10 protein-coding genes are annotated in these 12,320 nt (G+C 56.1%); 4 read left to right on the top strand and 6 right to left on the bottom strand.

Annotated elements, in window-relative coordinates:
• Window positions 1-104 precede the first annotated feature (104 nt).
• Window positions 105-1,109 carry a nucleoid-associated protein YejK gene (gene yejK, locus J3P97_RS04925; protein ID WP_420765369.1) on the top strand — a complete coding sequence of 335 codons (1,005 nt, stop codon included), beginning with the start codon at window positions 105-107 and terminating at the stop codon, window positions 1,107-1,109.
• On the top strand, window positions 1,109-1,303 hold the full coding sequence (locus J3P97_RS04920) for a hypothetical protein (RefSeq protein WP_434673600.1): 195 nt from the start codon (window positions 1,109-1,111) through the stop codon (window positions 1,301-1,303). Before yejK ends, J3P97_RS04920 begins: the two co-directional genes overlap by 1 nt.
• 156 nt (window positions 1,304-1,459) lie before the next feature.
• Here the strand turns inward: J3P97_RS04920 and J3P97_RS04915 are convergent, their stop codons facing one another.
• A complete protein-coding gene (locus J3P97_RS04915; RefSeq protein ID WP_434673599.1) occupies window positions 1,460-2,395 on the bottom strand; it encodes a glutathione S-transferase family protein in 936 nt (311 codons plus the stop codon).
• A gap of 314 nt (window positions 2,396-2,709) precedes the next feature.
• Here J3P97_RS04915 and J3P97_RS04910 point away from each other — a divergent pair, with 314 nt between their 5' ends.
• Window positions 2,710-7,824 (top strand): RHS repeat-associated core domain-containing protein, encoded by a 5,115-nt coding sequence (locus J3P97_RS04910; protein WP_434673598.1) that lies wholly within the window; start codon window positions 2,710-2,712, stop codon window positions 7,822-7,824.
• A gap of 119 nt (window positions 7,825-7,943) precedes the next feature.
• Here J3P97_RS04910 and J3P97_RS04905 read toward each other — a convergent pair whose 3' ends face one another.
• From J3P97_RS04905 to J3P97_RS04890, 4 genes are all read right to left on the bottom strand, one after another.
• Window positions 7,944-8,264 (bottom strand): GIY-YIG nuclease family protein, encoded by a 321-nt coding sequence (locus tag J3P97_RS04905; RefSeq protein WP_434673597.1) that lies wholly within the window; start codon window positions 8,262-8,264, stop codon window positions 7,944-7,946.
• Window positions 8,265-8,306: 42 nt separating this feature from the next.
• Complete coding sequence (locus tag J3P97_RS04900; RefSeq protein WP_434569706.1) at window positions 8,307-8,777, bottom strand: nuclear transport factor 2 family protein; 471 nt, start codon at window positions 8,775-8,777, stop codon at window positions 8,307-8,309.
• Between the two features lie 88 nt (window positions 8,778-8,865).
• A complete protein-coding gene (locus J3P97_RS04895; RefSeq protein ID WP_434673596.1) occupies window positions 8,866-10,194 on the bottom strand; it encodes a CynX/NimT family MFS transporter in 1,329 nt (442 codons plus the stop codon).
• Window positions 10,184-10,843 carry a FadR/GntR family transcriptional regulator gene (locus tag J3P97_RS04890; RefSeq protein ID WP_434673595.1) on the bottom strand — a complete coding sequence of 220 codons (660 nt, stop codon included), beginning with the start codon at window positions 10,841-10,843 and terminating at the stop codon, window positions 10,184-10,186. Before J3P97_RS04890 ends, J3P97_RS04895 begins: the two co-directional genes overlap by 11 nt.
• 168 nt (window positions 10,844-11,011) lie before the next feature.
• Between J3P97_RS04890 and J3P97_RS04885 the strand changes: the two genes are divergently transcribed.
• On the top strand, window positions 11,012-11,497 hold the full coding sequence (locus tag J3P97_RS04885) for a type II toxin-antitoxin system MqsA family antitoxin (RefSeq protein ID WP_434673594.1): 486 nt from the start codon (window positions 11,012-11,014) through the stop codon (window positions 11,495-11,497).
• Between the two features lie 56 nt (window positions 11,498-11,553).
• Here J3P97_RS04885 and J3P97_RS04880 read toward each other — a convergent pair whose 3' ends face one another.
• Window positions 11,554-12,318, bottom strand: coding sequence for an amino acid ABC transporter ATP-binding protein (locus tag J3P97_RS04880; RefSeq protein WP_003178331.1), 765 nt, complete (start codon window positions 12,316-12,318; stop codon window positions 11,554-11,556).
• Window positions 12,319-12,320 lie beyond the last annotated feature (2 nt).

The following is a 12,320-nucleotide window of genomic DNA, read 5'->3' as shown; positions in this document are numbered from 1 at the left end:
CCGGTCTGAAAGGGCCTTCACCACGTTCCAAAACCAGTGATTGCGGTACACTGGGCCCTTTTTCGGGGAGCGCGCCCTCCTCTCTTTCATCAGCCGAGAAATCCATGCCGATCCGTCATTGCATCGTCCACCTGATCGACAAAAAACCCGACGGCACGCCCGCTGTGCTCCATGCCCGCGATTCCGAACTGGCGGAGTCCACGGCCATCGAGAACATGCTCGCCGACCTCAACGAGAGCTACAACGCCAAGCAAGGCAAGGCCTGGGGCTTCTTCCATGCCGAATCCGGGGCGCATCCGTTCAGTGGCTGGTTGAAGGAATACCTCGACGGCGGCAAGGACTTCACTGCGTTCAGTCGCGTGGCGGTGGAACACCTGCAAAAGCTGATGGAAGAATCCAACCTGTCGGTGGGCGGCCACGTGCTGTTCGCTCATTACCAGCAAGGCATGACCGACTACCTGGCGATCGCCCTGCTGCACCACAGCGAAGGCGTAGCCGTGACTGACGAGCTGGACGTGACCCCGTCGCGCCACCTGGACCTGGGCCAGTTGCACCTGGCGGCGCGGATCAACGTGTCGGAATGGCAGAACAACAAACAGTCCAGGCAGTACATCTCGTTCATCAAGGGCAAGAACGGCAAGAAGGTTTCGGAGTACTTTCGCGACTTCATCGGTTGCCAGGAAGGCGTCGACGGCCCCGGCGAAACCCGCACCCTGCTCAAGGCTTTCAGCGACTTCGTCGAAAGCGAAGACCTGCCCGAAGACGACGCTCGGGAGAAAACCAAGACCCTGGTGGACTACGCCAGCAGCCAGGCCAAGCTCGGCGAGCCGATGGGCCTGGAAGAGCTTTCGGAGCTGATCGACGAAGAGCGCCCGAAAGCGTTCTATGATCACATCCGCAACAAGGACTACGGCCTGTCGCCCGAAATTCCGGCGGATAAACGCACCCTCAATCAGTTCCGCCGCTTCACCGGCCGCGCCGAAGGCTTGTCCATCAGCTTCGAAGCGCATCTGCTGGGCTCGAAGATCGAATACGACGAAGAGGCCGGCACGCTGATCATCAAGGGTTTACCGACCTCGCTGACCGATCAGCTCAAGCGGCGTAACTGATGCTCACCCGGGTACTGAAAAAGTGCCTGCTGGTTCTGCTGGTGGTGGTCGCGTACCAGAACTGGGGCACGATCGAAGCGCGCAAGGCCTACGAGGCGCTGGGCGGCCGGGGGATTCCGATCCTGGATGTGAATGGCACGTTGATTCGTGGGTATGAGCCGCAGAATATTCTCAAGGCGTTGGCCGCGATATAAATCTGCCGGCCAACGGTGATGTCGGCCCTGATGGCCCCATCGCGAGCAAGCTCGCTCCCACAGTGATTGCGGCAAACAATCCAATACCCACCACAGATCCATGTGGGAGCGAGCCTGCTCGCGAAAGCCGTAGACCAGTCACCACCTCATGAAAAATCAGACCGCCTCGATGCGAAACCCGAACCGCGGAAAGTGCACATGCACCACCCCGCCACGCTCGTCCTGACGACGCAGAATCAATTCTTCGCTACCGGCAAACAACAACTCCCCAACCACCGGATCGACACCGTAATCAGTCGCCGCAATGTTCACCCGCTGCCCCGCCACAAACCCGTTCGGCTCCTCGAATGACTCATCCGGCAGCGCTGCCGGCATCGCATTGCGAGCCACCTCCAAGGCCTCTTCGGAACTCATCTGGCTCGACGCGCCATGGCCGAAACCCAACACCCGCGCCAGCCACGCCGATACCGCCGGATGAGCATCCACCAAAGGTGAAGTGACAGGCGTGCCCTTGAGAAACCACAGCGGGTGGGCCATGGCAAAGTCGGCAATCGACGGATCGCCCAGCAGGAAGTCGCCCTCTTCACGCTGCAACTGCTGCTCCAGGCGCGCCATGATCACAGGCCACTGGTGCTTGGCCTGCTCGGCGGATAGACGCGTGACCGTGCCGCCACTGAACAGCCCGACACGGTCGCTGATGAACGCCTTGATCGCCTCGGGCGGCAACTTGGCAAAACGCACCGCCACCGATTCCGGTTGGAACACCAGGCTTACGGCATGCTGAAACACCACCGAATCCGCCCATGCGGCAAAGGACGCAGCGATCATTTCCCGGCCCTCGGGAAACAGCGCCGGGGAGGCTTTCTGCTGCTCAAGTCGCCGAGCTATCAACGCCGTGTCGCAGTAGATGTCCGCGCCGATCTGCAACACCGGCGTCTTGCGGTAACCGCCGGTCAAGGCCGTCAGGTCCGGCTTGGGCATCATTGGCGGGATACCTACCGAACGCCAGGACAGGCCTTTGAAACCCAGCAGCAGGCGGGCTTTTTCTGCGAATGGGGAGGTTGGGTAATGATGGAGGATCAGTTCTGACATGCTGGAGTCCGTCGGACGTAGGAACAACCAGCTTAGCGTGCAAAGGGTAAACGGCCTACCCAATCGGATTGATGAATACTGCGCCATGAGCATCAGTGGTTGAGCAACGTCGGATGAAAGTGACCGATCTGTAAAACCAATCCGGTTATAGCCTTAATTTCTTTTTAAGCTAAACAACTAGTATTTCTGACAGTTCACTCCCCATTACATGCCGCCTAAGATTTTTCCATACCCGAGAACGACTGAGAAGTCAGCAATGCTTGGGCTACTTCATTTCAATCCTCTATAACCCCTTCACGAAGAGGTAATGAGCCATGGACATCACAAAATATCCGCTTTTCGACACCCAAAGCCCTCAAATACATGAAGTCGACCCTCGAACAGGCCAATTTCATATTTACTTACCTATCGCATCAATAGTCGGTAACGAAGGCCGCGGACCGTTTTTGGACCTCAATCTCTTTTACTCTCCAGAGCTATACGACGACCACCTTGGAAACTGGGCACTGCGCTTTACCCACCTTCACACTAACGGGCAAAGCCGCTTCAGCACTCTATATCTTTCAACCGGCGGGGTGTGGACGACAGATCAGAACGACTTATACCATCCGGCCTTCACGCTGGAACGAGGCAGCGACCCACGACACCCTACCGTCGTACATAAAGATGGAACAACTGAGAGACTAGTTCCTCACCTGCACTTTATTAAAAAAGGCAGTATCAGACCTGACACTGAAACTGACATAGTTATAACTGACTACATTCCTGAAAAAATCATATCTGCGCTGGGACTTTCGCTAACGATAGAATGGGAAGATACGAAAGTCAACAACCCAGTCCAACCCTATCCACCCCGGCTAAAGTCCATAAAGGACGAAAGCGCAATATTATTAAATGTCTCATACTCCCAAGACCTTGTCACCTTCGAACTTTACCCAGGCACACAGGAAAGTTACAAACATGAATTCAAAATCGACACCCAAAATACAAGCCTGACAGAAGCCAAAATAGTCAAGGCATCTAGCACACTCGCCACAAAAACATTCAAGTATAATTTCCGCGACGATAAAAAATACAGCGCGCTCTGTTCAATTGAACATCCATCAGGCCTGCGAGAAGAGATCTCTTACGGCACTGACTGGAAAGTAGCCTGCCATACATTAAGCGCCAGTGGCATACTGACAAGCAAATGCGACTATTCATACGAGGAAAATATCACCACGCGTACAAATATGACTGAGGGAACGCCAAGCACCACAGCCTTTCATTACAACTCCGACGGCGTTCAAACCAGCGAGATCCACACTCTAGGCGACTGCACACATACAATCGAAATGACAAGCGAGCACCACAAGGAAGAGAAAGAACTAGTCAACACAACCCAACACACCTACAAAAATAAAGAAACATCAAGGACGGAAACATCCACATCAATATTGGACACGGCCGGAAACCTGATCCGTACAACAGAAAATGGTATCACCACCGAATGGACTTATTACAAAGCTTTCAAGGAAGAACATATCCTCATGCGCGAGCAAGGCAACTCGCAGGGTCTTGTGGGATATCTCCTCGATGACATGATACTGCCGTTGGTGACTGATAAGAAGCAAGTCAGTCAAGGGTTCACCTATGGGACGATTGACTACGACGCTACTGTCCATCACCGCGCTTACTCCTACGGCATTAACGGAAAACAAGACTACAACTTACCCATCGACATTATCCCCCTAGGAGACCCGAACCTTTTCAAGGTGTTTGTCGAATCCGAAAAAGTCTATACAAAACGCGATGACAAGCGCGTCGATCTCAAGTGGACTTTCTATGGATACACTGAGGTGCCGACAAAGGATCCTACACTTGCCGGCCCGGCGATTAAGCCTTCGATAAAACTTACAGTTCTCGACCCTGTAACCGACGATTACGTCAAACTGAATTCCTGGCAGGACGGCGCAATGACGCTGGAAACGACGGCGTACTACACCGACATCAACGCCCCAGACTCCTTCGGCCGAGTGAAGTCCATTACCCAGCAGATCCTCGATAGCCAAGGCAAAGAGGTGCCGCTTTCTGGCCAGACAATCACAAGGCAGTACAAACTTCAAGGCCGCAATTTGACCACCACCAGCACCCTGACAACGGCGGAAAATATCCCCGTCATTACCAGCCAGACAGTTTCAGCGCTCACCGCAGAAGTGATCATGACCGTCGATAGTCTCGGTAACGAAACGTACTATGAGTACGACTATATGGGCCGCCTGATCGGTAAAAATGATTTCTATCAAAGCGATGAACTGCGCAGTAGAACCGGTTTTACTTACTACACTGAAAACGGCCTCCAGTGCCGCTCAACTTTTACCCCTACGAATGAGAAGGGTAAATCAGAGGAGTATCGGGAGGAGTTCGATGCCCTGGGGAGAATCGTAAGTACGAAACACTATATTTGGGGTATCAACGATTGGCGTACTTTGTCCAGCACGACCTATGACGAACTGGGTCGCGAAAAACAGACCACAGAGTACGACTACCGTCCGGACGGTAGATTATTGTTTGAAAGTCAACTGGTCACAACCTACAACGACTGGGGCCAACGCTCGAAGATTCAGCTCGACGGCGCGGGTGCCACCTGTTTCGATTACGACCCGATTTCACGCGAGTCCAAGCAATGGCGGGAATGGGGAGACTACTCCAGCGGCGTCCGCACCCGGATCAAGGATGACGGGAAAGGTGGGCAGATACAGGAAAATGAGTTCTTCAGTACAGTAGTAAAAATTGACAAAGAAACTGACGAGAAAATCAGTGGAGAAACAGTAGCGCAAAAAACAATCAGCGCCTATGACGCCTGGGGCCGTTTAAGCGAGGAAGTCTCGTCCACCGGCGAAAATAGCCAATATGACTATGATCATTTTGGCCGCATGATCAGCATGACTCACGCAGGTACGGTGACCTGTTACGGTTACCCAGCACATGCCCCCGTAATGGCGGTCGCGTCTGCGAGTATTCAGACACCTGAGGACACAGAGGCTCATACATTCGGTAAGCGTAAATTCGATGGTTTAGGACGTCTCAATGAAGTACAGGTCGGTGGAAGACAGCAGACCTATACCTATAACTACGCAGGTGATAGTTCATTGGGGGCAAGCAGTCTTACACCCTCCGACGTCTTCCAGCCGACCCAGACACCAAGCTTCGAGTCGAGTTACGATAGATACACCGGCAAGGTTACTGAAAAGGCTACCGGTTATCCAGACACAACCTTGACTGAGGCCTGTTTTACATATTCGTTAGGCGGTGTGTTGCTTGAATGCAAGGATGCCTTTGGCCATACAACAAAATATGAGTACGACTCGCTAGGGCGCCCCACGGGATCATCGAGCGATAAGGTGATAACAAGTTTAAGCTACGACGACAGCGGCGCCTTGAGTGAGGAAACCGTCACAGACATAGACAGCGGACGCTGTATGGCCATCGCCTACACCTACGATGAACAACTGCGCGAAAGCGAACGCCGCTTCACTGTTGAAGGTTTTGCGGAGCTTGCAATCAAGCGAACCTATCAAGGTGGGTGGTTGGCCAGCACGGAAATGCTCGCGAATGAAGAGCTGCTGCGCCGGGAAGAATTCAGCTATACCCCTGAAGGGCGTCTCGAGCGCTATTGGTGTTCTGGCAGCGAGGTACCGCTTGACCCTCAAGGAAACTCTTTAAATGAGCAAACGTTTGTTTACGATGCATTTGGCAATATCAGCGAATGCAGCAGTATTTTTGCACAAGGCGAGAACACTACTAAATATACGTATGATGAGACTGACTACACCCAGCTGAAGTCTATCTCTCACTCCGCAGAGAATTATCCGCCTACAACATTCACGTACGACGAACTGGGCCGTCTACATAAAGACAGTCACGGAAAAACCCTACGCTACAACCAGGCATCGAGATTGGGTAATCTGAAAACACAAATTCCCGACACCAGCTACGAATACATATATGACCCTTCGGGCAGACAGGTCGCGTGCTCTGGAGCTGATTATTCCGAGCAGTACTATTACAAGGACCACTACCAATATGCTCGTAAAGCTGAGCTGCAGATTGATGGAGAGCAGTATTATCGGACTTTGTCGCTCCTGAACGACAGCAGCGCCTGCGTCCTCCAACAACAGACGCTGGAGAACAGCAAGGGGGAGGCCAGCATTTCCAACAGCTTCGAGATCAAGGATGCACATGGCACCCTGGTCGCCAGCTATAACCTTTCTGACAATTCGCCGACTTTCTTTGCGTACACGCCTTTTGGCTATCGGCCCGATGACAGGACCAAGCCCAGTTGGCTGGGTTTCAATGGTCAACCGATTGACCGGGTCACAGGCACGTACCCCCTCGGTAATGGTTACCGTGTCTACGACCCGGTGAATCAATGCTTTCAAGCACCAGACATCTTCAGCCCCTTTGATGAGGGTGGCCTCAATGGCTATTGCTACTGCGAAAATAACCCGATCAACTTCAGCGACCCCAGCGGTCACGCGCGGATCGTCCGGAAGGAAGTCATGAGCACCACTAGCCCCCTATTTACCCCTACACAGGTAGCTACCCTCAATGCGCTCTACGGATTTGCCATCGGCCTTATCCTCACCCGTGTTACCGGGGGAACTGTAATGACCGGCGCTACCGTAGGATTGGCCACTGTATCAGGAGCATTTGGAATTGCCGCGGCAGCCACTCAGGAAAGCGATCCAGAACTGTCGGAAAGATTGGGTTGGATTTCTATGGGCACGGGACTTGCAAATGTCGCCGTCGGGGTGGGTGGCGCAATGGCTAAGGCGGTCTCTAGAGGACTTCGACAGGGAGTACAAAAATTCATACCTCGTGGGGGGAGGCTCCCAGCAGGACAGGCAGTTACTGGCACTGTCAAGGGTGTTGCTGGAGAGCAAGCCTTAATATCGAGCTATGAGATGTATGTTGGTGGACCAAACAGCCGAACTCTGCTCATAGACGCGCATGGATTTGCGCGAGGTCGTTACATGCTCAAACCATTGCCTAAGACCGACGTACAGTTTCGCTCAGGTTTAGGGACGCAAGCTGGGGATAAAGGTTCGTCGTGGGCTGATCTGGTGAATAACCGAACTCCTTACAGATACGCCCCCGGAGCCACGGATATCCCGGATTACATACTCTCCGAATATAAAGCTGCGTCGCACCTTGAGAGCGGCATGCTATCCACAAACTACCAGGCAGATCTGGTCTATATCTCAAAAACGTTAAATGCGGACATAGTTCGCCCAATCGACACCATGCGCTTCAGCGATTTAATCAACACGATACATAATGAAGGCTTTCATTATGACCGCATTGTAGGAAACTTTTGTCGCGGCACGATCGGCCGTAACAGCTGGGGGGCTGTGAAGTATTTTCGGCGACATTTGAGGCTCTTTTAGTTCCAGCCACTTATGAAATCTAGGAATACCAGACACTGACATACACTACATTTAAGCCGGTGCTCAACATTGTTGGGCGCTGGCCATTAAAACTTTAACTGCAGACAATAGAGATTTAGTCACGCGCCAGAGCTATAGCCCCCAACCAAAACTTCCTTGGCTTTTTTTCTCAACTTCTTGATCAACCGCTCCTGCCGCAACGCCTCGCCCTTGTCACGGCAGGCCTCGGTATAGACCAGCGCGACCGCCGGGCTGGAGAGAAAGAAACGCGCGCCCTTGCCGCTCTGATGCTTGGCGAAACGCCGCACCGGGTCATCGCTGATGCCGCAGTACAGCGAGCCGTTGGCGGCGCGCACCAGATAGACGAACCAGGGCTTGGCCGGTTCGGGCGTGGCGGGGGCGGGGGCGGCGAGGCCGGGGGATGATTCGATGGTGGTCACGGAAATATTCAACAGCCGCGATGGTAACAAGCCGCGATCTTATCAGCGACTGGCCTGGAACGCCCGCAGCCCCTTGAGCGCCTGGGCGCGAACGGCGTTGCGCACCAGCGGTGTCCAGCCCAACAGCAGGCCTTTGGTGCCCAAGGCCTGGCGCGACCAGCGCCACAGGTCGAAATGATCGTGGTGCTCGCAGATCTTGCCGTCACGAAACACGAAGCGCGCCTGGATGTCGTTGACCACTGTGTTGCCGGTCTGGCTGAACAGATAAGTCGCCACCCAATGGGCACCGCCGGAACGTTCGTCGCTGCGCACGTTATCGAACGTCAGGGAAAAATCCTTGGCCCGCGTGGTGAGCATGCGCCACATGTCGCCGGCATCGCGCCCACGCAGTTCGCCGAAGGCCGGATCACTGAACACCACGTCATCGGTGTAGCAGGCGCTCATGGCCTCGGCATCGAGGCGCTGGAATGCCTGGTAGAACCGGGTGATCAGGGCTGTGTGGGCATCGCTCATGGACGGACTCCGGAAATCGTTTCAGTAAGGCCTGCACGATAATCTGCCGCCGCGAGGAACACTATCGTCATTCGCTATGAAAATGATATCAGCGAAGCTCGCCGACTCTTTCGCTGACGACACCGACATACAACGCCCGGCCGGCGCCGAGGCCGGCGATGATCGCGCCCAGGCCAACCAGGCCAAAGATCCAGCCCAGGGCATTCCAGCCGCCGGTCAAGTCATGTACCACGCCGACCGCGAACGGCCCCAATGACGCCAGCGTATAACCAAAACCCTGGGCCATGCCGGAGAGGTTGGCGGCCACATGGGCGTCGCGCGAGCGCAGCACGATCAGCGTCAGAGCCAGGGCGAACGTCGCGCCCTGCCCCAGGCCCAACAGGATCGCCCAGCCCCACAACCCTTCGATGGGCGCGTAGAGGCAGCCGAACAGCCCGCCGAGCACCATCAGCATGACGATCACGATCGCCAAGCGCTGGTCTTTGCCGCGCGTTGCCAGCCAGGGCGCCGCGAGAGAGCTGACCAGCTGCACGATTACCGAGCCGGACAGCACCAGCCCCGCTTGGGTCGGGGTCAGCCCGCGGCCGATGAGGATTGACGGCAACCAGCCGAACACGATGTAGGCCAGGGACGATTGCAGCCCCATGTACAAGGTCACCTGCCAGGCCAGGGGATCACGCAGCAACCCGCGGACACGATACGCCGCTTGATGCGCCCCGTGTTTCTGGCCCACTTGCGGCAGCCAGAACACTGCGGCCAGCAGGGCCGGCAGCATCCAGAAGCCCAAGCCCAGGGCCCAGTCATGGCCCAGGTGCTCGCTCAATGGCACCGTCGCGCCGGCCGCCATCGCCGCACCCAGGCACAGCGCCATGGTGTAGACACCGGTCATGGTGCCGGCCTGCCTGGCGAAGTCGCGCTTGACGATGCCCGGCAGCAACACACCGATCACCCCGATACTGGCACCGGCGAGGATGCTGCCAGGGAACAGGCCGACCTGGCCGAACGAGCTGCGCAGGATGATGCCGCCAGCCAGCGTCAGCAGGATGCCGAGCACCACTCGTTCAGCGCCGAAGCGGCGCGCCAGCACTGGCGCCAATGGCGCGAACAGGCCCAGGCAGAGCACTGGCAGGGTTGTCAGCAGACCGGCCTGGGCGGCCGACAGGCCGAGGCTCTTCGACACTTCGCTGAGCAGCGGCGCCATGCTCGACAAGGCCGGGCGCAGGTTCAACGCGACCAGGACAAGGCCTAGCAGCAGCAACCAGGGCCGGCGCACCAGCGACTGGCTCTGCTGGGCCTGCTCGTCGTCCGCCTCGGCGTCGATCAGCAATTCTTCGAGTTCGGCGCCGCGTTTGTTCGGCGTTGCGGTAGTGCGGTCAAGCGGATCGCGGGACATGGAAAGCTCGGGTTCAGGGTTCATTGATCAACTGCCGACAGAGGGCCTTGGCCCGCTCCGGATCCTGGCGTTCGACGGCTTCGAGGATTTCGATGTGCAGGTCGAACACGTGTTGATGGCGGGGAATGATATTGAGGCTTTGGCGCAATTGAGCGCCGATCACGCTGGAGAAATAGCGATACAGCTCGCTCAGGGCCGGGTTGTGCGCGGCGTCCACCAGCAGGCGATGGAACACCAGGTCGCAGGCGATGTAGTGCTCCAGGTCGCCGTGATAATGCTCGCCGCTGGTTTTCAGCGCCTGGCGCAAGGCAAGCAGATCGTCCTCGGTGCGCCGTAGCGCCGCCAGGCCGATGGCCTCGACTTCAAGGATGTGCCGGGTTTCCCGGGCCTGCTCCAACGAACAACGGGAGAGCGCCTTGAGCGTGTCCAGCGGGTCAACGACCGCACGCACGTAACTGCCGTCGCCCTGACGAATCTCGATCAATCCGGAAAACGCCAGAACGCGCATGGCTTCGCGCACCGTGTTTCGGCTGATGCCTAGCTCGGCGACCAATTCCGGCTCGGTAGGCAGGCGCTGGCCGACAGCCCACACGCCGTCGCTGATGCGTTGGCGCAGTTGCTCCAGGGCTTGATCGACCAGGGAGCGCTTTATTAGCGGGGAAATTTCTGACATGGGGCTCGCCTTTTCATCCAATCATGGGATGAATTTTCTGACATGTTAGTCAGCTTCGCGTAGGACGGCAACCGCCTACGTTTTATCGGAGGCAAAGAATCCGAATTTTCGATTAGTCAGATTTACCCTTTATGGGTAATCCTTGGTCTCCTTCAAGGAGAAAAACCAATGAAACCCCAGCAATGTGTCAGCTGCGGCAGCATCGAGGCGATGCATCACTTCAAAGGCCGTAGCTTTACGGTCGACTACAGGCAGGTGACTCGGCAAGTACACGATATTGCCGGATGGGAATGCCGGATCTGCGGTGAAATCGAATTCGATCACGACACTGACAGCGCCGAACGTTACTCCAGGGCCAGCGATCAATTGCTGGAAGACTACGCGCTGGCGACAGGTGCGGAAATCAAACGCATCCGCCGCAAACTGCACCTCACGCAAAAAGACGCGGTGAAGCTGCTATCCGGAGGCGGGCATAATGCGTTCTCCCGTTATGAACGCGGCGAAGTTACCCCGGCTCAGTCGTTAATCGTGCTGATGCGCCTGCTTGATCGGCATCCGCACCTGATGGCTGAAGTCCACTCGCTGAACGACGAAGCCCATTTGCAGCAACTGTTGTCGGGTCGCCATCCGGAACATGACACGGCGGATTCCTGACCCGAAAAAAAACAAACCCGGACAAGTCCGGGTCTATTTTCACTGCCTGAGATCGATCAATGCAGGATCTGGCTCAGGAACAACTTCGTACGGTCATTCTGCGGGTTGTCGAAGAAGTCATTCGGCGCAGCCTGTTCAACGATTTCACCTTTGTCCATGAAGATCACGCGGTTGGCCACGGTGCGGGCGAAACCCATCTCGTGGGTCACGCACAGCATGGTCATGCCGTCTTCGGCCAGGCCGATCATGGTGTCCAGAACCTCTTTCACCATTTCCGGGTCGAGGGCCGAGGTCGGTTCGTCGAACAGCATGATCTTCGGTTTCATGCACAGGGCGCGGGCAATCGCCACGCGCTGCTGCTGACCGCCAGAGAGCTGGCCCGGGTACTTGTGCGCCTGTTCCGGAATGCGTACGCGCTCCAGATAATGCATGGCGATTTCCTCGGCCTTGCGCTTGGGCATCTTGCGCACCCACATCGGCGCCAGGGTGCAGTTCTGCAGGATGGTCAGGTGCGGGAACAGGTTGAAGTGCTGGAACACCATGCCGACTTCGCGGCGGATCGCTTCGATCTGCTTGAGGTCGTTGGTCAGCTCGACACCGTCGACCACAATGCGGCCCTGCTGGTGTTCTTCAAGGCGATTGAGGCAGCGGATGGTGGTGGACTTGCCGGAACCCGAAGGGCCGCACAGGACGATACGCTCGCCCTGCTTGACGTTCAGGTTGATGTCTTTCAACACGTGGAACTGGCCGTACCACTTGTTCACGCCCTGCATCTGAATAATGCCTTCAGGGCTCACAGGCTGTTTGATCGCTTCACTCATGA

This window comes from Pseudomonas sp. R1-15 (assembly GCF_051132085.1).
GTDB lineage: Bacteria > Pseudomonadota > Gammaproteobacteria > Pseudomonadales > Pseudomonadaceae > Aquipseudomonas.
The sequence above is the reverse complement of the archived record's forward strand: the minus strand, read 5'-3'. Positions and strand labels throughout refer to the sequence as shown.

Coding starts and splice junctions, on each gene's coding strand:
- yejK (WP_420765369.1), top strand. CDS start 105: ATGCCGATCCGTCATTGCATCGTCCACCTGATCGACAAAAAACCCGAC.
- J3P97_RS04920 (WP_434673600.1), top strand. CDS start 1,109: ATGCTCACCCGGGTACTGAAAAAGTGCCTGCTGGTTCTGCTGGTGGTG.
- J3P97_RS04915 (WP_434673599.1), bottom strand. CDS start 2,395: ATGTCAGAACTGATCCTCCATCATTACCCAACCTCCCCATTCGCAGAA.
- J3P97_RS04910 (WP_434673598.1), top strand. CDS start 2,710: ATGGACATCACAAAATATCCGCTTTTCGACACCCAAAGCCCTCAAATA.
- J3P97_RS04900 (WP_434569706.1), bottom strand. CDS start 8,777: ATGAGCGATGCCCACACAGCCCTGATCACCCGGTTCTACCAGGCATTC.
- J3P97_RS04895 (WP_434673596.1), bottom strand. CDS start 10,194: ATGAACCCTGAACCCGAGCTTTCCATGTCCCGCGATCCGCTTGACCGC.
- J3P97_RS04890 (WP_434673595.1), bottom strand. CDS start 10,843: ATGTCAGAAATTTCCCCGCTAATAAAGCGCTCCCTGGTCGATCAAGCC.
- J3P97_RS04885 (WP_434673594.1), top strand. CDS start 11,012: ATGAAACCCCAGCAATGTGTCAGCTGCGGCAGCATCGAGGCGATGCAT.
- J3P97_RS04880 (WP_003178331.1), bottom strand. CDS start 12,318: ATGAGTGAAGCGATCAAACAGCCTGTGAGCCCTGAAGGCATTATTCAG.